The organism is Plantibacter sp. MDV22-iso1 (assembly GCF_058408345.1).
The window spans coordinates 1-22,237 of record NZ_JBZVDY010000004.1 but is presented as its reverse complement, the minus strand read 5'-3'; the positions used below and the strand labels follow the sequence as shown (position 1 = coordinate 22,237).

Annotated in this window: 22 protein-coding genes; 1 reads left to right on the top strand and 21 read right to left on the bottom strand. The window is 69.7% G+C overall.

What is annotated here, in order from left to right; translation table 11 throughout:
* Positions 1-5: 5 nt before the first annotated feature.
* From AC4PMY_RS17100 to AC4PMY_RS17085, 4 genes are all read right to left on the bottom strand, one after another.
* On the bottom strand, positions 6-1,700 hold the full coding sequence (locus AC4PMY_RS17100) for a long-chain-fatty-acid--CoA ligase (protein ID WP_491623374.1): 1,695 nt from the start codon (positions 1,698-1,700) through the stop codon (positions 6-8).
* A 279-nt stretch (positions 1,701-1,979) separates the two neighbouring features.
* Entirely contained in the window at positions 1,980-3,500 is a 1,521-nt protein-coding gene (locus AC4PMY_RS17095) for a flotillin family protein (RefSeq protein ID WP_064295482.1), read from the bottom strand.
* Positions 3,501-3,546: 46 nt separating this feature from the next.
* Complete coding sequence (locus tag AC4PMY_RS17090) at positions 3,547-4,035, bottom strand: NfeD family protein (RefSeq protein ID WP_079002642.1); 489 nt, start codon at positions 4,033-4,035, stop codon at positions 3,547-3,549.
* Between the two features lie 100 nt (positions 4,036-4,135).
* The gene (locus AC4PMY_RS17085) at positions 4,136-5,050 is read right to left on the bottom strand and encodes an NUDIX domain-containing protein (protein ID WP_491623263.1); all 915 of its coding nucleotides are present in this window, start codon (positions 5,048-5,050) and stop codon (positions 4,136-4,138) included.
* 146 nt (positions 5,051-5,196) lie between these two features.
* Between AC4PMY_RS17085 and AC4PMY_RS17080 the strand changes: the two genes are divergently transcribed.
* Positions 5,197-5,844: a TetR/AcrR family transcriptional regulator gene (locus AC4PMY_RS17080; protein ID WP_071260718.1), complete on the top strand. Its 648-nt coding sequence runs from the start codon at positions 5,197-5,199 to the stop codon at positions 5,842-5,844.
* 93 nt (positions 5,845-5,937) lie between these two features.
* Here the strand turns inward: AC4PMY_RS17080 and der are convergent, their stop codons facing one another.
* The 17 genes from der to AC4PMY_RS16995 all read right to left on the bottom strand — a co-directional run bounded on the left by der (position 5,938) and on the right by AC4PMY_RS16995 (position 22,036).
* The gene (der, locus tag AC4PMY_RS17075) at positions 5,938-7,446 is read right to left on the bottom strand and encodes a ribosome biogenesis GTPase Der (protein ID WP_064295486.1); all 1,509 of its coding nucleotides are present in this window, start codon (positions 7,444-7,446) and stop codon (positions 5,938-5,940) included.
* On the bottom strand, positions 7,433-8,170 hold the full coding sequence (gene cmk, locus AC4PMY_RS17070; RefSeq protein ID WP_064295487.1) for a (d)CMP kinase: 738 nt from the start codon (positions 8,168-8,170) through the stop codon (positions 7,433-7,435). The genes der and cmk overlap by 14 nt, the downstream gene beginning before the upstream one ends.
* Before the next feature lie 8 nt (positions 8,171-8,178).
* Positions 8,179-9,279, bottom strand: a complete 1,101-nt coding sequence (locus AC4PMY_RS17065) for a prephenate dehydrogenase (RefSeq protein WP_064295488.1) — start codon at positions 9,277-9,279, stop codon at positions 8,179-8,181.
* On the bottom strand, positions 9,276-10,097 hold the full coding sequence (locus tag AC4PMY_RS17060) for a pseudouridine synthase (RefSeq protein ID WP_064295489.1): 822 nt from the start codon (positions 10,095-10,097) through the stop codon (positions 9,276-9,278). Before AC4PMY_RS17060 ends, AC4PMY_RS17065 begins: the two co-directional genes overlap by 4 nt.
* The gene (gene scpB / locus AC4PMY_RS17055) at positions 10,063-10,698 is read right to left on the bottom strand and encodes an SMC-Scp complex subunit ScpB (RefSeq protein ID WP_064295490.1); all 636 of its coding nucleotides are present in this window, start codon (positions 10,696-10,698) and stop codon (positions 10,063-10,065) included. The genes AC4PMY_RS17060 and scpB overlap by 35 nt, the downstream gene beginning before the upstream one ends.
* The gene (locus AC4PMY_RS17050) at positions 10,691-11,458 is read right to left on the bottom strand and encodes a segregation and condensation protein A (protein WP_064295504.1); all 768 of its coding nucleotides are present in this window, start codon (positions 11,456-11,458) and stop codon (positions 10,691-10,693) included. Before AC4PMY_RS17050 ends, scpB begins: the two co-directional genes overlap by 8 nt.
* A 103-nt stretch (positions 11,459-11,561) precedes the next feature.
* Positions 11,562-12,437, bottom strand: a complete 876-nt coding sequence (locus AC4PMY_RS17045; RefSeq protein WP_064295505.1) for a ParA family protein — start codon at positions 12,435-12,437, stop codon at positions 11,562-11,564.
* An 85-nt stretch (positions 12,438-12,522) separates the two neighbouring features.
* Positions 12,523-13,458: a site-specific tyrosine recombinase XerD gene (gene xerD / locus AC4PMY_RS17040; protein ID WP_491623262.1), complete on the bottom strand. Its 936-nt coding sequence runs from the start codon at positions 13,456-13,458 to the stop codon at positions 12,523-12,525.
* Between the two features lie 3 nt (positions 13,459-13,461).
* Positions 13,462-14,100 (bottom strand): NUDIX domain-containing protein, encoded by a 639-nt coding sequence (locus AC4PMY_RS17035; RefSeq protein WP_064295492.1) that lies wholly within the window; start codon positions 14,098-14,100, stop codon positions 13,462-13,464.
* Positions 14,093-15,787, bottom strand: coding sequence for a CTP synthase (pyrG, locus tag AC4PMY_RS17030; RefSeq protein WP_304440864.1), 1,695 nt, complete (start codon positions 15,785-15,787; stop codon positions 14,093-14,095). The genes AC4PMY_RS17035 and pyrG overlap by 8 nt, the downstream gene beginning before the upstream one ends.
* A gap of 86 nt (positions 15,788-15,873) precedes the next feature.
* On the bottom strand, positions 15,874-17,571 hold the full coding sequence (recN, locus tag AC4PMY_RS17025) for a DNA repair protein RecN (protein ID WP_064295493.1): 1,698 nt from the start codon (positions 17,569-17,571) through the stop codon (positions 15,874-15,876).
* On the bottom strand, positions 17,568-18,578 hold the full coding sequence (locus AC4PMY_RS17020) for an NAD kinase (RefSeq protein ID WP_079002652.1): 1,011 nt from the start codon (positions 18,576-18,578) through the stop codon (positions 17,568-17,570). The genes recN and AC4PMY_RS17020 overlap by 4 nt, the downstream gene beginning before the upstream one ends.
* 4 nt (positions 18,579-18,582) lie before the next feature.
* Entirely contained in the window at positions 18,583-19,434 is an 852-nt protein-coding gene (locus AC4PMY_RS17015; RefSeq protein ID WP_064295494.1) for a TlyA family RNA methyltransferase, read from the bottom strand.
* A 3-nt stretch (positions 19,435-19,437) separates the two neighbouring features.
* Positions 19,438-19,596, bottom strand: coding sequence for a hypothetical protein (locus AC4PMY_RS17010; RefSeq protein WP_491623261.1), 159 nt, complete (start codon positions 19,594-19,596; stop codon positions 19,438-19,440).
* 91 nt (positions 19,597-19,687) lie between these two features.
* The gene (locus AC4PMY_RS17005; RefSeq protein WP_240555473.1) at positions 19,688-20,689 is read right to left on the bottom strand and encodes an HAD-IIA family hydrolase; all 1,002 of its coding nucleotides are present in this window, start codon (positions 20,687-20,689) and stop codon (positions 19,688-19,690) included.
* A gap of 4 nt (positions 20,690-20,693) precedes the next feature.
* Positions 20,694-21,362, bottom strand: coding sequence for a hypothetical protein (locus AC4PMY_RS17000; RefSeq protein WP_231884348.1), 669 nt, complete (start codon positions 21,360-21,362; stop codon positions 20,694-20,696).
* Between the two features lie 164 nt (positions 21,363-21,526).
* Positions 21,527-22,036, bottom strand: coding sequence for a hypothetical protein (locus AC4PMY_RS16995; RefSeq protein ID WP_491623260.1), 510 nt, complete (start codon positions 22,034-22,036; stop codon positions 21,527-21,529).
* Positions 22,037-22,237: the final 201 nt, after the last annotated feature.

Sequence of the window (22,237 nt, the reverse complement as noted above, 5' to 3'; positions counted from 1 at the left end):
CAGCGCTACTCGGCCTTGCGGTCCGCGACGAGCTGGTCGCGCACCTTGCGTCGCAGCACCTTGCCGATGAGCGACGTCGGCAGCTCGTCGAGCTGCACGACCCGCTTCGGCACCTTGTACGCGGTGAGGCGGGTCCGGCAGTAGTCGCGCAGCGAGCCGGCGTCGAACACCGTCCCGGCACGCATGACGACCGCGGCCGTCACGTCCTCGCCACCGGAGTCGCGCGGCAGGCCGACCACGGCGGCCGATTCGACGTCCGGGTGCGACAGGAGCGTCTCCTCCACCTCGGACGGGCTCACGTTGAACCCACCGGTGATGATGAGCTCCTTCACCCGGTCGATGACGGTCACGAAGCCGTCCGCCGACACCGTCACGATGTCACCGGTCCGCAACCAGCCGCCCTCGAGCAACGCCTCACGCGACTCGTCCGGACGGCCCCAGTAGCCCTGGAAGACCTGAGGGCCGCGGAGCAGCAGCTCGCCCGACTCCCCCGCCGCACGATCCACCGCCGGGTTCTCGGGGTCGACGACGCGGATCTCCGTGCTCGGGAACGGCACTCCCACAGTGCCCGGCCGACGCGACGGACCAATCGGGTTGCCGAGTGCCACCGGCGACGACTCCGTCATCCCGTAGCCCTCGACGAGCAGACCGCCGGTCGCCTCCTCCCACCGCGTCACCGTCGACACCGGCAGGCTCATCGCACCGGAGATCGCAAAGCGCACACTCGTCAGGTCGACGCCCTTGCGGCTCGACGCACGCGACAACGCGTCGTAGATGGGCGGCACCGCCGGCAGGAACGTCGGCGGCGACTTCTTCGCCGCCGTGAGCACCAGCTCCAGGTCGAACTTCGGGAACAGCACGAGCCGCGCCCCGATGCTCATCGCGAACGTCAGGCACAGCGTCATGCCATAGGCGTGGAAGAGCGGCAGTACGCCGTAGAAGACCTCGCCACCCTCGCTCAGGCCCGGCACCCAGGCGCGTCCCTGCGCCGCGTTGGCCCGCAGGTTGCGGTGCGTGAGGATGGCACCCTTCGGCGCCCCCGTCGTCCCGCTCGTGTACTGCAGGAGCGCGGTGTCGTCGAGCGTCGGACGCACGACCCGCTTCGACAGCTTCCGTCCGCCGATCAGCCGCTCCCACGGAAGCACGTGCTTCGCCGACGGTGTCGCGGTCATCGCCGCACGCGACTCGCGCGCACGCTTCACCGGCAGCCGGAGCGCCAGCCGCTTGGACAACGGCAGGGCCTGGGTGATGTCGACCGAGACGATCCGCCCGCGCATCACGTCGGCCGGGAGGTCGGCGACGAGGTCGTAGACCTTGTCCCAAACGATCGCGACGTGCGCACCGTGGTCCTCGAACTGGTGCCGCAGCTCCCGAGCCGTGTAGAGCGGGTTGTGCTCGATGACCGTCGCGCCGAGCCGGAGCGCCGCGTAGAACGCGACGACGTGCTGCGGACAGTTCGGCAGCACGAGGGCCACGCGGTCGCCCGGCTTCACACCGAGCTTGCGAAGCCCTTCGGCCGCTCGCGCGACCTGTTCGCCGAGCTCGCTGTAGCTGGTCTCCGCGCCGAAGAACTCGAGGGCGATGCGATCACCGAAACGCTTGACCGAGGTGTCGAGCAGGTCGACGAGCGTCTCGGTGACCTCGTCGATGTCGGCTGGCACGCCACTGGCGTAGGACGACAACCACGGCCGTTCGGCCAGACGCTGACGCTGTGCCTCTCCGGCCTCGGTCGGCTCCGACGACTGCTCGCCCTCGCGCTGCTCGGCTGTGTTTCCTCGATGGTCCACGACGATCCTCCAGATGACACCGCGCGCACCGCACGCATGCCTCCACCCTAGGCGGGCGCGTATGCCCGACCGGGGATGCGACCGGACTGCTTGACAAGCTCCAAACCGACACCGGTGAATCGCCCGAGGAACGGTGGAACAACGCCAGGAGCCGGCCGCCCGAAGGCGACCGGCTCCCGAGGATCGAACGACTCAGACGGCGTCGGGCGACGCGGGCGTCTTCGGCTGACGCTTCGCGGCCGCAGCGGCGTTGTCGGACATCGCCTGCTGGAGGTTCTCCCCCAGTGCGCCACCGGCGACCCCGCCCAGGAGGGCGGACAGGTCGAGCCCGGTGATGTCCTTGACGACCTTCGGCACCTCGCTGACGACCTGACCGACCGTCTTCGTGACGGCCGACGCACCCTCGGTCGAGATGACCGTGAGGTTCGAGATGTTGCCGAGCGGCTCGGACACGGCGCGCGTGATCTCAGGCAGACGAGCGATGATCTCGGATGCGAGTCCAGCCTCACCGTACTTCTTCAGCGCCTCCGCCTTCGCGTCGATCGCCTCAGCCTCGGCCAGACCCTCCGCGGCCACGGCCGACGCCTTCGCGTCACCCTGGGCGCGGATACCCTCGGCCAGCGCGATCTGCTTGTCGCGCTCAGCGGTACCGGCGAGGCGCACGGACTCTGCAGCGGCCTGGGCGTCCTGCACGGCCGCGACCTTGTTGGCCTCGGCGATGGTCTTGCGCTTGAACGCGTCGGCCTCCGTCGCGGCATTGGCTGCGTCTCGGGCAGCCTGCGCGCGCTGGACCGTCGCGTAGGCGTCGGCCTCGGCCGGCTTGCGCACCTCGATGTCGAGGCGTTCCTGCTCCACCTTCGCCTTCTCGGCGAGCGCCTCACGCTCCTGCTCCGCGACCAGACGGTCCTGCTGCGCCGTGGCCAGTTGACCGGAGGCCTCGGCCTCGGCGTTCGCGCGGTCGGTCTCCGCCTTGATCGTCGCCTGCTTGAGGCTCAGCGCCTTCTGACGCTCCGCGACCTGCTCCGCCGCTTCGATCCGCGCGAACTCGGACGCACGAGCGGTCTCTGCCTCCTTGATCTCGGCGTTCTGCCGGGCGAGCGCGTTCTCCGCGCGCCCGAGGTCGGCGAGGTAGTTGGTGCCCGGCGTCGAGATGTCGGAGATGTTCAGCAGGTCGACCTGGAGGCCCTGCTCGGCGAGATCCGTCTTGGTCGCCTCGACCACCGCTTCGGACAGGGCGTTGCGGTTGGAGATGATCTCTTTGATCGGCATGTTGCCGATGATGGAACGCAGCGACCCTTCGAGGGACTGCTGGATGATCTGCGTCAGCGACCCCTGCTGGGAGAGGAAGCGCTGCGCGGCACGGCGCACACCCTCCGGCGTGCCGGAGACCTTGAAGTTCACGCTCGCCTGGATGGCGACCTTGATGAAGTTGGTGTCGACACCCTCCACGACGATGCCGATCTGACGCTGCTCGAGCGAGATCGGGAAGCCCTGCTGCAGGATCGGCCAGATGAACACCCGCCCACCGATGACGACGCGCTGACCGCCATCGGGCTCACCCGTCTTGGCGCCGGCCCCCCGACCGACGATGACGAGCGCCTGGTTCGGCGGCACGCGCTTGATGCGTCCGGCGACGAACGCGACGATCGCGAGCGCCACCACGACGAGTGCGATCACGGCGATCACCGTGATGTTGGTGGTGATGAAGTCCATAGGGCAGGTGCCTTCCCCTCGAGGGCGTGCTGGTGGATGGATGGAATCAGGGCTGCGTGTCGGCAGCGGCTCCGCTCGACACGGGTTCGACCTTCACGCGGGAACCCTGGAGCTCGACCACGCGGATCCGACTGCCGGTCTCGATCCGCGTGTCGGAGAACGCGAGGCGCGTCTCGATCTCGTGCGGGCCGTCGAGGCTCACCTCGCCGAAGGACGCCGAGATGGTCGACCGGGCGACGCCGTAGAGACCGAGCGGTGAACTCGGCGTGCCGTCCTCCGAACGCTTGAAACTCCGGATCATCAGCTGGACGCCGACGAGCACGAGGACACCGATGACGGCCGAGATGACGTAGGCGGACCAGACGGGCAACCCGTTCGCCAGCACGATCGCGCCGACGGCGCCGAAGACGGTGAACGCGCTCCCCAACGCGGTGGCCGAGACCGCCCCGTCCAGGAAGTCGAAGATCTCACCGAAGACCAGGGAGATGAGGACGATCACGAGACCGACGGCGCCGACGATGATGAACAGGGTCATGCCACCAACCCTACTGAACGCCCAGGCGACGTGCAGGAAAGCGGTCTCCCGTGATGACGGCGACGGGTTGCGGGCCCCTGTGGAGCGACTGCAGCGGCCCTCAGCCCACTGCGTCGAGCAGCTCCGTCAGCCAGCCGGCACCGCGCGTCGTCGCGCCCAGACGCTCGACGCGTTCGCGCAACCCGCGGTCCGAGGTGACCACCACGACCGCCCCGTCGAGTTCACGGACGACGTCCACGATCGCGTCGTCGCCACTCCCCGCAGCGTCGACGATCGAGACGCCGGCCCGCAGTTCGTGCCCGGGCTCTCGTACGCTGTCATCGGTGTGGACGCCGCGGGCCTGTCCTTCCACGACGGCGACGTAGGCCGGCCACCAGCGGTTGAAGTCGAGGTCGAGCGTCTGGGCGTCGAGACCCTCGTGCGCGAGGCGGCCGAGGCGCGCGACGAACCGCTGTGCGGCACCCGCACGGTCCTTCCACCACCCGTCGGGTCGCGAGCCGACGACGTTCGCGACGTCGACGACGACCGTGACGCGGCGCTCGAGCTGCGACCGCAGGCCGGGCCACGAATCGGCGAAGCCAGGGTGCAGAGGCAATGTCTCGACCTCGGCGAGCGGCACCCAGGCGAGAGCGATGCTCTCCGGGTCGGACACCACGGGTTCGAACGGCTCGACCGCCTCGACGATCACCGTCGTGTACGACCAGAACCCGAGATCGAGCACGGAGTCGAACCGCAGCTCGATCGACTCGGCGGGGACACCCGCCTCCTCGTGCGACTCGCGGACCGCACCGTCGACAGCGCTTTCGAACTGGTGACGCGCGCCTCCCGGGATGCCCCAGGTGCCGCCGAAGTGGCTCCAACCGGCCCGGTGCTGCAACAGCACGCCGCGCGCCCGATCGTGCACGAGGAGTCCTGCTGCACCGAACCTCCCCCAGAACTTGCGGCCGTCCCCGGATTCGACCCAGGCATCCCCGGCGTCCCGGAGGGGGCCGCCGGGAGGATGCGCATCAGTCATTGGACCAGCCTGGCACGAAACACTGGGCGGCACCCCCTTGCCCACCGTCATCTCCACACCACGTGCAGAATATGTTATATATTGAACTCCAGTATTGCATCGGCAGCGCTCGCGCCCGCCGCACCGAACCCACGCGAAGGACCCTCATGGATGCACGTCAACGCCGGACGCGGGCACGGCTCGCGCGCACGATCCTGCAACTCGCCGCCGAACGCCCCACCTCCGAGATCTCCGTCTCGGAGATCGCCGCACGCGCCGGCATCAACCGATCGACCTTCTACCAGCACGCGGCGGCGCCGTGCGAACTGCTCGAATCGGTCCTCGCCGAGGAGCTCACGGAACTGAGCATGACCCACCTGGCGACCGTCTCCGCGGACGACGCCCCGGCGGCGATCACCAGCGCCACAGTCGCGGCGCTCCGCCACATCGACGAGCGCGCCGACATCTACCGCGTCGGTCTCGGCGACGACCTCATCGGTGCGAGTCTGCAGCCGATGCTCAACCGCGTCTTCACCTCGACGGTGCTCGAGATCTTCGAGCGCGGGGCGATCACCCTCCCCCACGCCGAATGTCTGAGCGAGGAGCAGCGCGAGCTGTTCACGCGATCGGCAGCGCACTTCGTCGCCGCGGGCTCCGTCGCGGCGTTCCGCGTCTGGCTCGACACCCCTGCACCACGCGACATCGCGTCGTTCCTCGAGGTCATCGGCGAGCTGCTCCCGAGCTGGTGGCCGTTCCAGGCCCAACACGAGCCCGCCTCGGCGCCAGCGGACGAGCCCGCCCTCGCTCGCCCCTGACCACGCCTCGACCAGGACGACGAAGGCCCGGGACCACTTCATGGAGTGGTCCCGGGCCTTCGTCGCCACCGTCAGGCAGACGGACGCCGCGGTTCAGCGCTGGCGCTTCTCGCGGACGCGCATGTTGACGTTGATCGGCGTGCCCTCGAAGCCCCAGATCTCGCGCAGGCGACGGACCACGTAGCGACGGTAACCGGGATCGAGGAAGCCGGTCGTGAAGAGCACGAAGGTCGGCGGACGGCTCGCGGCCTGCGTGCCGAACAGGATGCGGGGCTGCTTGCCACCGCGCAACGGGTGCGGGTGCGCCGCCGTGAGCTCGGCGAGGAAGGCGTTGAACTTGCCGGTGGGGATACGCATGTCCCACGACTCGAGGGCGACCTCGAGGGCTGGGACGAGACGCTCCAAGTGGCGGCCCGTGCGCGCGGAGATGTTGACGCGCGGCGCCCAGGACACGTGCGAGAGGTCCTGTTCGATCTCGCGCTCCAGGTACTTCCGGCGTTCGTCGTCGAGCTGGTCCCACTTGTTGAAGGCGAGCACGAGGGCGCGACCGCTCTCGAGGACGAGGTCGATGATGCGCACGTCCTGCTCGCTGATCACCTCGGTGACGTCGATGAGGACGACGGCCACCTCGGCCTTCTCGAGCGCCGTGCTCGTGCGGAGCGACGCGTAGAAGTCGGCACCCTGCGACAGGTGCACCCGGCGACGGATGCCTGCGGTGTCGACGAAGCGCCAGATCTTGCCGCCGAGCTCGATCTGCTCGTCGACCGGGTCGCGGGTGGTCCCGGCGAGGTCGTTGACGACGACGCGCTCCTCGCCTGCGGTCTTGTTGAGCAGGCTGGACTTGCCGACGTTCGGGCGTCCGAGGATCGCGACACGGCGGGGGCCGCCGAACTCGTCCTTCGCGACGGCCGAGACCTGCGGGAGGACCTTGAGGATCTTGTCGAGGAGGTCGGCGACACCACGACCGTGGATCGCGGAGACCGGGTGGGGCTCGCCGAGGCCGAGGTTCCAGAGCGCTGCGGCCTCCGGCTCCTGACGGGCGTCGTCGACCTTGTTGGCGACGAGGAAGACGGGGCGTCCGGTCCTGCGGAGCAGCTTGACGACCTGCTCGTCGGTCGCCGTGGCACCGACCATGGCGTCGACCACGAAGATCACGACGTCGGAGAGGTCGATGGCGATCTCGGCCTGGGCCGCGACAGATGCGTCGATGCCCTTGGCATCGGGCTCCCACCCACCGGTGTCGACGACCGTGAAGCGACGGTCGTTCCACTCGGCCTTGTAGTTCACGCGGTCGCGGGTGACACCGGGGGTGTCCTCCACGACGGCCTCACGACGGCCGAGGATGCGGTTCACCAGCGCGGACTTGCCCACGTTCGGTCGTCCGACGATCGCCACGACGGGCAGCGCCGGCAGGAAGCGGATCTCGTCCGGGTCCTCCGTCGCGCCGTCGAGGATGTCGAGGTCGTCGCCCTCGAGGTCGTAGTCGGCCAGGCCGGAGCGGAGGGACGCGGCCCGCTGGGTCGCGAGCTCCTCGTCCATGTCCTGGAGGCGGTCCGCGAGGTCGTCGGGGCCTCCGTCGAACTGCTCGTCATCGTGAGCCATGGGAGTTCCTTGCTGTGAGGGATTCGGTGACGCGGACGACCGCGTCGACCGTCTCGTCGAAGTCGATGTGCGTGGAGTCGACCGTGGTCACTCCGTCCGCCGCGTTCATGAAGTCGACGACCCTGGAGTCCGCCCGATCACGCCGCTGCAGTTGTTCCGCGACGTCGCCGGCAGGGTGGCTCTCGAATTCCGCTGAACGCCTGGCCATTCTAGCCGCTTCGGATGCCGTGAGCAGGATCCGAGCCTGAGCATCCGGTGCGACCACCGTGGTGATGTCGCGTCCCTCGACGACGATGCCCGGGCGGTCGACGTCGGCGATGAGCGATCGGAAGGTCTCGTTGATCCATGCACGCACCTCCGGGACACGGGCGACGGCGGACACGACGGCCGTCACGCGAGGGCCGCGGATCTCGTCCGTGACGTCGCGATCACCGAGCGTGAACGCGGTCACGTCCGGGTCGAGTGAGACGGTGAAGGCGCCACCGAACGCGTCGAGCGAGCCGATCACCGCCGCCGAGTCCTCCGGGTCGACGTCTGCATCGAGCGTGTGGAGCGCGAGCGCGCGGTACCAGGCGCCCGTGTCGAGGTAGCGGTAGCCGAGCCGACGGGCGACGGCCTTGCTCACGCTGGACTTGCCGCTGCCGGCCGGTCCGTCGATCGCGACCACGACGGGTGCGTCCGGCGTCGTCGACGCGTCGGTGCTGGTGGGGTGCTGTTCGGTCATGTCTCTTCCTATACTTCCGCGATGCGCCAGCCGCGCGACTCGAGGTCGTCGACGGTGCGCTGCTTCACCTCGGGGAGGACCTGGACCTCCGCGAGACCGATGTTCGCGCCGGGCGAGTGCTCCAGACGCAGGTCCTCGATGTTGACGCCGATCTCGCCGAGCTCGGTGAACAGGGCGCCCAGCTGGCCGGGGCGGTCGTCGAGCAGGACGACGATGCTCGCGAACCGGCGGTTCTGGCCGTGCTTGCCGGGGAGCCGTGCGACGCCGGTGTTGCCGGCGGCGATCGTGTCCGCGATCGTGCGGCGAGCGCCCGGCACCTCCGGGTCCCGGAGTGCCGAGATGACGGACGCGAGGTCGGCGGACAGCTGCTCGAGCACCGGGAGGACCTCGGCGTGGTTGGCGCTGAGGATCTGGACCCAGAGCTCCGGCGCGCTCGAGGCGATGCGGACGGTGTCGCGCAGCCCCTGTCCGGCGAGCTGGATGGCGCCCTCCTCGGCGTCCTGCAGCTGGGCGGCCAGGAGGCTCGCGACGAGTTGCGGCGTGTGCGAGACGAGCGCGACGAAGCGGTCGTGTTCGTCCGGCGTCATCTCCATCGGGATGGTGCCGAGGTCGAGCGCGAGGCCCTCCACCTGCGACAGCGCCCAGGCGGGTGTCTCGGCGTCGCGGCAGATCACCCACGGGCGACCGAGGAAGAGGTCGGCTCGCGCCGAGATCGCTCCCCCGCGCTCACGGCCGGCGAGCGGGTGCGAACCGATGTACCGGGTGAGGTCGACACCGCGCTCGAGCAGTGCGCGGTACGGTTCGAGCTTGACGCTCGCGACGTCGGTCACGACGGCGCTTGGAAACGCGGCGAGTTCGGCCTCGATGACGCGAGCGGTGACGTCCGGCGGGACGCAGATGACGACGACGGACGGGTCGTCGGAGGGTTCCGCCGCACGACCCGCGCCGTAGTCGACGGCGAGGCGCAACTGACTGGGCGATGCGTCGTCGAGGATGATGTCGACGCCCTTGGCGCGCAGCGCGAGTCCGATGCTCGCGCCGAGGAGGCCGGCTCCGACGATGCGGACCGAGCCCTGCACGCGGGCGGGAGCTGCGCTCAGGTCGCTCATTCCGTCGGCTCCGGCGCCTCCGCTGCCGTGCCGTCGGCCGCGCGGGCTTCAGGACCGTGTGCGCGGGCGATGGTCAGGATGGCGCCGAGTTCGTCCTTGCTGAGCTCGCGCAACTGGCCGGATCCGAGCGTCCCGAGGTGCAGCGGACCGAACTGACGGCGCACGAGGTCGACGACCGGGTGGCCGACGGCGTCGAGCATGCGACGGACGATGCGGTTCCGCCCGGAGTGCAGCGTGAGCTCCACGAGACTGGAGCCGTCCTCGGTGCCGAGCAGGCGGGCCTTGTCTGCGGAGATCGGTCCGTCCTCGAGCTCGATGCCCGCGGTCAGCTTCGCGAGGACCTGCGGGGTCACCTTGCCGGTGACCTTCGCGATGTACGTCTTCTGCACACCGAAGGAGGGGTGGGCGAGCACGTGCGCGAGGTCGCCGTCGTTGGTGAGGATGAGCAGACCGCTCGTCTCGGCGTCGAGGCGGCCGACGTTGAACAGTCGTTCCTCGTACTGCTCGGTGAAGCGGCGCAGGTCGGGGCGACCGCGGTCGTCCTTCAGCGAGCTGTAGATGCCCACCGGCTTGTTGAGCATGAGGTAGCGCTTCGAGGCGTCGAGCTGGATGGCGCTGCCGTCGACGGACACGAGGTCGTGCTCCGGGTCGATCCTCGAGCCGAGCTCGGTCACGACGACGCCGTTCACCTCCACGCGGCCGTCCTCGATGAGCTGCTCCGACACGCGCCTCGAGGCGACGCCGGCGTTCGCCAGCACCTTCTGCAAGCGGATGCCCTCTGATTCAGTGCTGGTCACTGTCGAATCCTTCCCGGCCATCGTCGAGCAACGGCGAGATCCGCGGCAGCTCCTCGATGGCGTTGATACCAAGTTGGGTGAGCAGGAGATCGGTGGTGCCGTAGTTGATGGCACCCGTCTCACTGTCGGTGAACATCTCCGTGATGAGTCCGCGCCCGAGGAGGGTGCGGACGACGGAGTCGACGTTGACGGCGCGGATCGAGGCGATCGCGCCGCGGCTGATCGGCTGCTTGTAGGCGATCACGGCCAGGGTCTCGAGCGCCGCCTGCGACAGCTTCGTCGGGTTCTGCGTCACGACGTAGTCGGTGACGAGCGCGTCGTAATCGGCCCGGACGTAGATCCGCCAGCCGCCGCCGACCTCGCGGAGTTCGAATCCGCGTCGGACGCCACCGCGTTCGCCGTCGTAGTCGGCGACGAGGTCGGCGATGGCCCGTCGGACGGCTCCGACCGGCACGTGCACGGCAGCGGCGAGGTTCACGAGGCTCTGCGGTTCGTCGGCGACCATGAGGATCGCCTCGAGCGCCCGTGGGACGTCCGGTGCGGGCACCGGCGCGGGCTCGGGCGGCAGGCTCTGGGCGGCGTCCGTCGGCCGCTCGATCGACTCGGGTGTCGCGTCAGGCATCGTAATCGGCTCCCAGGTTGGCGAGGCTGTCGTCGTTCCAGGTCTCGGCGGTCCAGCGGAGCGTGAGCTCGCCGAGCGGTTCGATCTGCTCGAAGGACAGCGCAGCGTGCCGGTACAGTTCGAGCACGGCGATGAAGCGCGCGATGACCACGCCCTTCAGCTCCGCACCGGCCACGAGCTCGCGGAAGGTGTGGGACCCGCCGCGGCGCAGGATGGCGACGACGTGCGCCGCCTGCTCCCGGATGCTCACGAGCGGAGCGTGCAGGTGGTCGAGACCGACGGTCGGCACCTCGCGTGGCGTGAACGCGAGCGTCGCGAGTGCGCCGAAGTCCTGCGCGGTCAGCGTCCAGACGAGTTCCGGGGTCTGCTGGCGGTACTGCTCCTCCAGCCTGACCGCCCGGAAGTGGCGCGCCGCCTCCAGGTCGAGGCGCTCCGCGAACCACGCGGACGCCTGCTTGAACGCGCGGTACTGCAACAGGCGGGCGAACAGCAGGTCCCGCGCCTCCAACAGGGCGACGTCCTCCGCGTCGACGAGTTCGCCCTGCGGCAGCAGCCCCGCGATCTTGAGGTCGAGCAGGGTGGCCGCCACGACGAGGAACTCGCTCGCCTGGTCGAGTTCGTCATCGGCCTCGAGCGTCCGCAGGTAGGCGATGAACTCATCGGTCACGCGGCTGAGCGAGACCTCCGTGATGTCGAGTTCGTGCTTGCCGATGAGGGTCAGCAGGAGGTCGAAGGGTCCTTCGAAACCCTCGAACGACACCCGGAACGACGGTGCCGGCGCGGGGTCGACGGTCGTCGCCTCATCGGAGCGCGAGCCGGTGTCGCCGGCCGGAGGGAGGACGGCAACGGGCGTCCGCGCGGGATCAGGCGATCGCGCCACGGGAGATGAGCTCTCTCGCGAGCTGACGGTAGGCCTTCGCGGCGGCGTGCTCCGGTGCGAACTCGGTGATCGGGGTTCCGGCGACGCTCGCGTCGGGGAACTTCACGGTCCGTCCGATGACCGTCTCGAGGACCTTCTCGCCGAACGCGTCGACGACGCGCTCGAGGACCTCGCGCGAGTGCAGCGTCCGGGAGTCGTACATGGTGGCGAGGATCCCGTCGAGCTCGATCGCCGGGTTGAGGCGGTCGCGCACCTTGTCGATGGTCTCGATGAGCAGCGCGACACCGCGGAGCGCGAAGAACTCGCACTCGAGCGGGATGAGCACCCCGTGGCTGGCGGTGAGGGCGTTGACCGTGAGGAGGCCGAGCGAGGGCTGGCAGTCGATCAGGATGACGTCGTAGTCGTCGGACACCTTGCGGAGCACCCGGGCCAGGATCGTCTCTCGCGCGACCTCGTTGACGAGGTGGACCTCGGCGGCCGAGAGGTCGATGTTGGCCGGAAGTACGTCGAGACCCTCGATGGCGGTGTGCTGGATGACCTCGGCCGGGTCCTTCACGGTGCCGAGCAGCAGGTCGTACACGGTGTTGGAGTCGTGGGTGGAGATGCCGAGACCGGCGGACAGCGCGCCCTGCGGATCGAAGTCGACGACGAGCACCCGGCGGCCGTATTCGGCCAGCGCGGCGGACAGACTGATGGTGGTCGTCGTTTTGCCGACCCCGCCCTTCTGGTTGCAGAGCGAGATGATGCGTGCCGGTCCGTGCTGCGCCAGCGCGGGCGGCACCGCGAACTCACGACGCGGGCGGCCGGTCGGGCCGTTCGGGTTCAGTTCGGCGGCGGTCTTGCGCGCAGAATCCTGCACTGCGCTCGTGTGCTTCGTACCGGCCACCGGTGTTGCCTCGCTCCCGCTTGCTGTCGTTCGAGTGACGAGTCTACCGGGCCACGGGTCAGGCCTGCGGTGCCGCTCCGCCCGCGGTCCATCTCGCCCGGGGATGGGACTGCGTGTACACATCACGGAGGTTGTCGACCGTCACCAGCGTGTACAGCTGCGTCGTCGCCACCGAGGAGTGACCGAGGAGTTCCTGCACGACCCGGACGTCGGCGCCGCCCTGCAGCAGGTGCGTCGCGAAGGAGTGTCGGAGGGTGTGCGGCGACACGTGCGACTCGAGTCCGGCGCGCTCGGCGGCACGCTGGAGGACGAGCCATGCGCTCTGCCGGGACAGTCGCGCACCGCGCTGCCCCAGGAACAGCGCCGGCGTGGACCGACCGAGGCCGGAGAAGACCGGCCGGACGCGCACGAGGTAGCGGTCGACGGCGTCGCGGGCGAAGCTGCCGAGCGGCACGATCCGCTGCTTGCCGCCCTTGCCGAGGAGTCGGACGATGTCGGTGTCGATGACGTCGTCGACGTTCAGGCCGACGGCTTCCGAGACCCGGGCTCCGGTCGCGTAGAGCAGTTCGAGGAGCGCCTTGTCGCGGACGGCGAGCAGGTCGTCGCCGTCGGTCGTCTCGAGCAGTGCGCGGACCTGGTCGATCGTGATCGCCTTCGGGAGCCGCCCCGGGAGCTTCGGCGGCCGCACCTCACGTGCGACGTCGACCTCGACGAGCTGTTCGTCGAGCAGGAACCGGTGCAGACCACGGATCGACGACAGCACCCTGGCGAGCGAGGACGCACGCACCGGCTGCCCCTCGGGTGTCCGGAGCGACGCCGGGTACTCCGACACGTGCGCAGCGGTGACGGCCGGAGCCTCGACGACGCCGTGCGCCCCGAGCCAGGCGAGGTAGCCCTCGAGATCACGCCGATAGGCGGCTTGCGTATTGGCCGACAGCCCGCGCTCGATCGCGATGTGCCGCAGGTAGTCGGCGACCGCGCGATCGAGCGCCACGCCTCAGGCTCCGCCCGGCCCGATCGTGGAGTCGCCGCTGTCGCGCAGCGTCGACCACCCGCGATCCCGAGCCGCGGCGGCTGTGAGGACGCCGAGCATCAGGATCGAGTTGTGGAGCCGGCCGTCGAGTACCGCGGCCACGGCGTCGTCGAGCGGCACCCACTCCACGAGGATGTCCGCCTCCTCCTCAGCACGGGCGAAGGCCTCGGCGGTCGCGGTGAGGTCACGCGCGAGATAGATGCGGATCGACTCGTTGCTGCCACCGGGCGTCGTGTAGAACTCCGTCAGCAGCTGAAGCGAACCGGCGACCAGATCGGCCTCCTCCTCCAGCTCGCGACCCGCGGCCACGGCCGGGTCCTCCCCCGCGATGTCGAGCAGGCCGGCAGGCAGCTCCCAGTCGCGCTCCCCGATCGGGTGGCGGTACTGCTGGATGAGCAGGACGCGCTCGTCGGCGTCGAGCGCCAACACCGCCACCGCCCCGGTGTGGTCGACGAACTCGCGCACGACCTCCCCGTCACCGTAGCGGAACGTCTCCCGACGGATGTCCCACACCTTGCCCGCGAACGCGCGCTCGGAGGACACCACCTCGACGGGGTGCGCCTCGTCGCGCAACGACGCGGCGTCACCGAACGACTCAACCATTGGCGACGTCGAACAGCCGGCTCGCCTGCTGGCGCTCGAGCGAAGCACCGACGAGACCGGCGAACAGCGGGTGCGCGTGGTTCGGGCGCGACCGCAGCTCGGGGTGCGCCTGCGTGGCGACGTAGAACGGGTGCACCTCGCGCGGCAGCTCGACGTACTCGACGAGCGTGCCGTCGGGCGACAGGCCGGAGAACTGGAGGCCGGCGTCCGCGATCTGCTGGCGGTAGCCGTTGTTCACCTCGTAGCGGTGACGGTGACGCTCGGACACCTCGTCCGCACCGTACAGCTCGGCGACGATCGAGCCCTCGTCGAGCTTCGCCGCGTACAGACCGAGGCGCATCGTGCCGCCGAGGTCGCCGCCGGCGATGATCTCGACCTGCTCGGCCATCGTCGCGATGACGGGGAACTGCGTGTCGGGGTCGAACTCGGAGGAGCTGGCGCCCTCGAGCCCGACGACGTTCCGGGCGTATTCGATGACCATGCACTGCAGGCCGAGGCAGAGGCCGAGTACCGGGATGCCGTTCTCGCGGGCGAACTTCAGGGCGCCGAGCTTGCCCTCGATGCCGCGGATGCCGAAGCCGCCGGGGACGCAGATGCCATCGACGTCGGCGAGCGCCTTGATCGCTCCGTCGACGGTCTCGCAGTCGTCGGACGGGATCCAACGGATGCTGACCTTCGTGTCGTGGGCGAAGCCGCCGGCCTTGAGCGCCTCGGTCACCGACAGGTAGGCGTCGGGCAGGTCGATGTACTTGCCGACGAGGCCGATGGTGACGGCGTGCTTCGGGTGGTGAACGGCCTCGAGGAGGTCGGCCCAGCCGCTCCAGTCGACCTCGTTGGTGACGAGACCCAGGCGGTCGGCGATGTAGGCGTCGAGGCCCTGGTCGTTCAGCATGGTGGGGATGTCGTAGATGCTCGGGACGTCGACCGCGTTCACGACCGCGTCCTCGTCGACGTCGCACATGAGCGCGATCTTGCGCTTGTTGCTCTCGGTCACCGGGCGGTCGCTGCGGAGCACGAGTGCGTCGGGCTGGATGCCGATGGACCGGAGGGCCGCGACGGAGTGCTGCGTCGGCTTCGTCTTCTGCTCACCGGAGGCGCCCATGTACGGCACGAGCGAGACGTGGACGAAGAACACGTTGTTCCGGCCGAGCTCGTGGCGGATCTGGCGAGCCGACTCGATGAACGGCTGCGACTCGATGTCGCCGACCGTGCCACCGATCTCGGTGATGATCACGTCGGGCTGGGGGGTCTCGGACGCCTGGAGGCGCATGCGGCGCTTGATCTCGTCCGTGATGTGCGGGATCACCTGCACGGTGTCGCCGAGGTACTCGCCGCGACGCTCCTTGGCGATCACGGTCGAGTAGATCTGACCCGTCGTCACGTTCGCGGCCTGGCTCAGCTCGATGTCGAGGAACCGCTCGTAGTGGCCGATGTCGAGGTCGGTCTCGGCGCCGTCGTCGGTCACGAAGACCTCGCCGTGCTGGAACGGGTTCATCGTGCCCGGGTCGACGTTGAGGTAGGGGTCGAGCTTCTGCATGACCACCCGGAGCCCGCGCGCCGTCAGCAGGTTGCCGAGGCTGGCTGCGGTGAGCCCCTTGCCCAACGAAGAAACGACACCACCAGTCACGAAGATGTGCTTGGTCGTGCCGTTGGAGCCCGAGACGATGCCGTCGATCGGAGAGTTCAGGTTGCCCGCTTCAGAAGTATTCACCACGGGCTTTTATCCTACCATCCAGTTCGGGTCCATGTGTCGCTTCCTTCGCGGTCGCGTCGTCAGGAAGCTGCGAGGGCGAGCAGTTCGCGGGCGTGGGCGAGGCCGCTGTCGGACTCCGCGAGCCCGGAGAGCAGCCGCGCCATCTCCGCCTCCCGCTCGGCGCCGACGAGCTGGCGCACGCTCGACGCCGTCACCGAACCGTCTCCGCCCTTGACCACGCTCAGGTGGTTGTTCGCGAAGGCCGCGACCTGCGCGAGGTGGGTGACGACGATCACCTGCGAGCGTTCGGCGAGGGCCGCGAGGCGACGCCCGATCTCGATCGCCGCGGCTCCGCCGACGCCGGCGTCGACCTCGTCGAACACGAAGGTCGGTACGGGGTCCGCGCCGGCGATGACGACCTCGAGGGCGAGCATCACCCGGGACAGCTCTCCGCCCGAGGCGCCCTTGCCGAGCGGTCGGGGCTCGGCACCGGCGTGCGGCCGGAGGAGGAAGGCGATCACGTCCTTGCCGTGCAGCGTGAGGTCGTCGCGATCGGACACCTCGACGACGAGCTCCGCCTCGGCCATGGCGAGCGAGCGCAGTTCCGCGCTCGCAGCTGCGCCGAGTCGAGCAGCGGCTTCGACCCGGACGGCACTCAACGTCGCGGCAGCGGCATCGACCTCCCCGGAGAGCCGTTCGACGTCGCCCTCGAGCTGGGTGATGCGGTCGGAGTCGCCGTCGAGCTCCATCAGGCGGGTGCTGCCCGTCTCGAGCAGGTGCAGGACGTCCTCAGGCGTCGGCCCGTACTTCCTGGCGAGTGTCGAGAGCGTGGCACGGCGCTCCTGGACGACCTCGAGTTCGCGAGCGCCGTCCTCGTCGAGTCCGGCGAGGTAGCTCGAGAGCTCGGCGGCGATCTCCGCGGCCAGGTAGCTCGCGTTGGCGACACTCGCGGCGATCGCGCCGAGGGCGGGATCGTGCACCGAGGCCCGGTCGAGCTGCCGCCGCGCGCCTTCGAGGAGTCCGACGACGTCGCTCTCCTCGCCCGCCTCGGCCGAGACGAGTTCTCGGGCGCCGGCAGCCGAGAGACGGAGCTCTTCGAGGTTCGTCAGTCGATCGGCGCGCTCGGCGAGCTCGGCGTCCTCGCCGGGCTGCGGGTCGGCCTGCTCGATCTCGGCGAGCGCGACGCGCAGCTGCTCGGCCTCGAGGAGTCGCGTGTCGCGCTCGTTCGTCAGGGTCTCGAGTTCCGTCCGCAGCTCGAGGAGCTCCGTGTAGCGCCGCTGGTAGTCACCGAGGGCCCGCTGGAGCGGTTCACCGGCGAAGCGGTCCAGGGCGTCCCGCTGGGCCGGCGCGGCCCGCAGCCGGATCTGGTCGGACTGCCCGTGCACGACGACGAGCTGCTCGCCGAGTTCGGAGAGGATACCGATGGGCGCCGTCCGGCCGCCGACAATCGCGCGGCCGCGGCCCTCGGCGGTCACGATCCGACCGAGCAGCAGCTCTGCCGCATCACCCGCGGGGTCGAGGTCTCCCCCGGCCTCGCGGACGCGCTCGGCGACCGCGCCGTCGCCCGGCACCAACCAGCGTCCCTGGACACTCGTCTGCTTCTGGCCCGCTCGCACGACGCCGCTGTCCGACCGCTGTCCGAGGAGCAGCCCGAGGGCGGTGACCACCATCGTCTTACCGGCACCGGTCTCACCCGTCACGGCGGTGAAGCCGGGACCGAGCGGGAGCGTCCCGGACGCGATGACGCCGAGGTCGCGGATCTCGATCTCCTCGATCATGCGGTGCCCTCCTGATCGCTGTGGTGTCGGGTGGCCGTGGAGGCCGGGACGTGGATCGTGCCGGTCATCGGCTCCTCGCGTCCGACGGGGCCGCGCCAACCGGTGACCGGCAGCCGGAACTTGTTGACGAGACGATCGGTGAAGGTGCTCTCGTGGAGGCGCGCGAGGCGGACCGGCACCGAGGAGCGTCTGACGACCACCCGTGCGCCCGGCTGGAGGTCCTTGGCCCGGCGGCCGTCGCACCAGAGCACGCCGAGGCCGTCGGTGCGTTCCAGGACCTCGACGGCGAGGGACGACTCCGGGCCGACCACGAGCGGCTTCGCGAACAGGGCGTGCGCGCTGAGCGGGACGAGGGTGATGGCCTCCACCGACGGCCACACGACCGGGCCGCCCGCCGAGAAGTTGTAGGCGGTTGAGCCGGTCGGCGTCGAGATGACCACCCCGTCGCACCCGAAGGAGGAGAGCGGACGCTGATCGACCTCGATCACGACCTCGAGCATGCGTTCCCGGCTCGCCTTCTCGACCGTGGCCTCGTTGAGCGCCCAGGTCTCGTAGACGACCTCCGCGCCGACTTTGACCCGGACGGAGAGCGTCATGCGCTCCTCCACGAAGTAGTCGCGACGTACGACGCGTTCGACCGTCTCGGCGAGGTCGTCGCGTTCACTCTCGGCGAGGAAGCCGATGTGACCGAGGTTCACCCCGAGCAGCGGCGCCGCCGATCCTCGGGTGACCTCGGCCGCTCGCAGGATCGTGCCGTCGCCGCCGAGGACGATCGCCAGTTCGATGTCGCCGAGGGAGACCTCCTCGTCGAGGATGGAGACGACGTCGAGCTCCGGGTCGACGGCGATGAGGTCGGCCCGCTCCAGCGCGCTGAGGACCGGGCGGACGCCCGCCTCCAGGAGCAGCCTGGACACGAGCACGGCGGCATCGCGGGAGTCGTCGCGACCGGTGTGCGCGACGACCAGGATGTTCCTCGCCGCTACCGCAGGATCGGTGGAATGTGCCATCGGGTTACGCTCCAGCCATCGAGGTGATCTGCTGCATCCATTCTGTCGGATTGGTTCCGTGCTCGGCCGATATCCACACCACATACTCGCGGTTGCCGTGGGTGCCGACGATCGGCGACGGGATGAGCCCGGCCGTCCCCAGCCCGAGGTCCCAGGCCGCCCACAGGACGCCTGCGACGGCGTCGGCACGGAGCGCGGGATCGGTGACGACGCCCTCACGGACGCCACCACGACCGACCTCGAACTGCGGTTTGACGAGCAGGACGAGTTCCGCGGGTGACGCGACGACCGACACGAGTGCCGGGAGCACCTGGGTGAGCGAGATGAACGAGAGGTCGCCGACCACGAGCGACGGACGCTCGTCGAGGCCGGTGAGGTCGCTGAGCTGCTCCGGCGTCAGGAAGCGGACGTTGCACCCCTCCACGACCCGCACCCGCTCGTCGTCTCGGAGCTGCGGCACGAGCTGGTCGTGCCCGACGTCGAGGGCGACCACCCGACGCGCTCCGCGCTCGAGCAGGACCTGGGTGAATCCGCCGGTGGAGGCGCCGGCGTCGAGGACGAGTGCGTCGTCGACGACGACCGGGAAGGTGTCCAGGGCGGCGAGCAACTTGTGGGCGGCTCGACTGACGTAGTGGTCGGCGCCGGCGACGGCGACCCGCGCATCCGGGTGGACCCGGTGGGAGGCCTTCACGATCGTGCGGTCGTCGACGCTCACGAGCCCGTCGGCGATGAGCTGGGCCGCATGGGTTCTGGAGCGGGCGAGTCCTCGCGCGGCGAGGGCGGCGTCGAGGCGGGCGGGCTGCGCGGCGCCGTCCGGCGAATCGGCTGCAGCCGGTGCTTCGGGTGTGTTCTCCATGCGTTACGCCGACGTCGTCGGCGAGTCGCTCCCATCGAGCGTCGCCCGGAGTTCGTCGACGAGCTCGCCGTACGCGGCGGCCCGCTCCTCGAGCGGCTGCTCGTCGATGAGGCGGACGCGGGACACGAGGCCGTCGGTCGGGTGCTCCGGTTCGTTCGTCACAGGGCAACCCTACCGGCCGCCACCGTCGCCGCCCGCGGGAACCGCTGTGGGCGAACACCGGTCGCGACCCGCGCCTCCCGAGGGGTGGGCATCACTCCGCGTACAGGTGCTCCGGGACGTTGAGCCCGTAGATGGCACGGCCGGACGCCCAGATCGCGGCGCACGCGGCACGCAACAGGTCGATCCGGGAGGGGCCGTCGGACTCCACCACGACGTCGTTCCCGCGGATCCGCACGGTGGCCGCACCGACCGTCGCCGCCTTGCCGTCGCGCGACATGGTGGTGGCCGGATACGGCTCGTGCAGCTGCCGCAGGTCCTCGAGGATGAAGGTCGGCCGGGAGTGCTGGTCGGCCGCGAGGACGTGCTTGGCTCGATCGATGCCGGTCAGGACGAGGGCCGACGCGATCCCGGCGCGGTTCGCGCCGAGGATGTCGGTGTCCAGTCGGTCTCCGATGAAGAGCGGCTTGGATGCGCCGAATCGCACCTTCGCCTCATCGAAGATCGGCACTTCAGGCTTCCCGGCGACGGTCGCCAGACGGCCGACCGCCGTGTGGACGGCCGACACCAGCGTGCCGTTGCCCGGAGCGATCCCACGAGCCTGCGGGATGGTCCAGTCCGTGTTCGTCGCGACCCACGGCAGCTCGGAACCGTCGGCGGTCGGCGTTTGCAGCGCGAACGCCGCTTCCGCCAGCTGCGACCAGCCGACTTCGGGAGCGAACCCCTGGATCACCGCAGCCGGCGAGTCCTCAGCCGAGCGGGTGACGACGAAGCCACCCTTCTCGACCTCGTCGACGAGCCCGGCGCCACCGACCACCAGGATCGTCGACCCGGCGGGCACGAGGCCGGCCAGCAGCCGGACCGCGGCCTGTGGGCTCGTGACGACCTCTGCCGGCGCGACGCTGAGGCCGAGATCGGTCAGGTGCTGCGCGACGGAGGCGTCCGTCCGTGAGGCGTTGTTCGTGATGTATCCGACGCGAACGTGTTCCGCCGCCAGGTTCAGCGACTCCACTGCGTGCGGGATCGGGTTCGGACCGGCGTAGACCACGCCGTCCAGATCGGCGAGGACCACGTCGACGCCGTCGAGCGGGGTCACGGGCTTAGGCCTTCTCGTCAGCAGCGGGCTCACCGGACGGCTCCTCCCCGGGCTGATCGTCGGATTCAGGGGCCACTGCCACGGGCGACTCGGGTTCGTCGTCGAACTCGAGGAACTCCTCCACGACCACCATCGTCTCGCCCTCGTCGTCTGCAGCGGACTGCTCGAGCGCTTCGGAAGCGATCATCGCACGGTCGTGCCAGACAGCCGCCTCCTCCTCGCGACCGAGGACCTCGAGGGTCTCGGCGTAGGCATTGAACAACGCCGGGCTGTAGGAGAACGCACGCTTCGGGTCGAGCTGCGGGATCTGCAGCTCGAGCAGCGCGTCCTCGGTCTGCCCGAGGTCGAGCCGGGCACCCGACATCGCGATCGCGAGGGCGACGCGGACCGGCACATCGAGGGTCGAGCGATCGACGGACCGTCCGAGTTCCAAGGCACGCTCCGGTCGGCCGACGCCGCGTTCACTGTCCACCATGAGTGGCAACTGGTCGTCCTTACCGGAGATACGGCGGTAGGTCCGCAGTTCGCGAAGCGCGAGGGCGTAGTCGCCGGTCTCGTACGCGGTGATGGCGAGGGTCTCGCGGACCATCGCGATCCGGCCGGCCCGACGGGCAGCGGACATCGCGTGGAGGTGGGCCAACGCAGGATCGCTGTCGATCAGTCGCGCCGCCATCGCCAGGTGCTGGGCGACGCCGTCGGCGTTCTCCTTGCTCAGGGTCTTCAGCTCGTTTCGCGCACCCTTGTCGAGGTCCTGCGGCGTGACGTCGTCAGGGATCTCCGGGTCGTCGTGACGCGGCCGGATCGACTTGAGCTCGAACGCGATGCGCTCTTCTTCCGTCAGCTCGCGCTCGCGTCGGAAGGCGTCTCGGTCGCCGCGGGCTGGAGCACCATCGCGCGTCCACAGCTCGCGTCCACCACGGTCGGTCCGGTTTCCACGGTCCGGACGATCGCCGGACGACGGACGGTCGCCGCTCCGCGCAGGACGGTCAGACCGCTGCGGACGATCCCCCGACGATGGACGGTCCCGCTGCCAGGCAGGACGGTCCGACCGTTGCGGACGGTCGCCGGACGCTGGTCGATCCTTCTGCCAGGCCGGACGATCCGAACGCTGCGGACGGTCTCCTGATGACGGACGGTCACCGCTGCGCGCGGGACGATCCGAACGCTGCGGACGATCCCCCGCCGCCGGGCGATCTTTCTGCCAAGCCGGACGGTCCGAACGCTGCGGACGGTCCCCTGATGACGGGCGGTCACCACTCCGTGCTGGACGGTCGGATCGCTGGGGACGATCGGTGCCACGAGCGCGATCATCGCGCCGTGCAGCACCACCGTTCCCACGGTTGTCACCGGAGGATCTCGGAGGACGTCGCTCACCCTTGTCGGGCTGGTCTGCTGACTGGTCACTCACGATGATCTCCACGGTGCTCGGACGCCGTCACCCGGCGTCAACCTACTGTTGAATTCTTGTCCCACGGTACCCGTGAAACGACGACTTAACGCAAAATGGCCACCCAAGAACCTTGGGTGGCCATTTCAACGAAGAAGTCC

What these genes read in the sequence shown, in the direction of transcription:
- AC4PMY_RS17085 (WP_491623263.1), bottom strand. Translation starts at nt 5,050, where the DNA reads ATGACTGATGCGCATCCTCCCGGCGGCCCCCTCCGGGACGCCGGGGAT.
- AC4PMY_RS17015 (WP_064295494.1), bottom strand. Translation starts at nt 19,434, where the DNA reads ATGGAGAACACACCCGAAGCACCGGCTGCAGCCGATTCGCCGGACGGC.
- recN (WP_064295493.1), bottom strand. Translation starts at nt 17,571, where the DNA reads ATGATCGAGGAGATCGAGATCCGCGACCTCGGCGTCATCGCGTCCGGG.
- AC4PMY_RS17020 (WP_079002652.1), bottom strand. Translation starts at nt 18,578, where the DNA reads ATGGCACATTCCACCGATCCTGCGGTAGCGGCGAGGAACATCCTGGTC.
- der (WP_064295486.1), bottom strand. Translation starts at nt 7,446, where the DNA reads ATGGCTCACGATGACGAGCAGTTCGACGGAGGCCCCGACGACCTCGCG.
- scpB (WP_064295490.1), bottom strand. Translation starts at nt 10,698, where the DNA reads ATGCCTGACGCGACACCCGAGTCGATCGAGCGGCCGACGGACGCCGCC.
- AC4PMY_RS17095 (WP_064295482.1), bottom strand. Translation starts at nt 3,500, where the DNA reads ATGGACTTCATCACCACCAACATCACGGTGATCGCCGTGATCGCACTC.
- cmk (WP_064295487.1), bottom strand. Translation starts at nt 8,170, where the DNA reads ATGACCGAACAGCACCCCACCAGCACCGACGCGTCGACGACGCCGGAC.
- AC4PMY_RS17065 (WP_064295488.1), bottom strand. Translation starts at nt 9,279, where the DNA reads ATGAGCGACCTGAGCGCAGCTCCCGCCCGCGTGCAGGGCTCGGTCCGC.
- AC4PMY_RS17000 (WP_231884348.1), bottom strand. Translation starts at nt 21,362, where the DNA reads ATGGCGGCGCGACTGATCGACAGCGATCCTGCGTTGGCCCACCTCCAC.
- AC4PMY_RS17080 (WP_071260718.1), top strand. Translation starts at nt 5,197, where the DNA reads ATGGATGCACGTCAACGCCGGACGCGGGCACGGCTCGCGCGCACGATC.
- AC4PMY_RS17090 (WP_079002642.1), bottom strand. Translation starts at nt 4,035, where the DNA reads ATGACCCTGTTCATCATCGTCGGCGCCGTCGGTCTCGTGATCGTCCTC.
- AC4PMY_RS17035 (WP_064295492.1), bottom strand. Translation starts at nt 14,100, where the DNA reads ATGGTTGAGTCGTTCGGTGACGCCGCGTCGTTGCGCGACGAGGCGCAC.
- AC4PMY_RS17060 (WP_064295489.1), bottom strand. Translation starts at nt 10,097, where the DNA reads ATGGCCGGGAAGGATTCGACAGTGACCAGCACTGAATCAGAGGGCATC.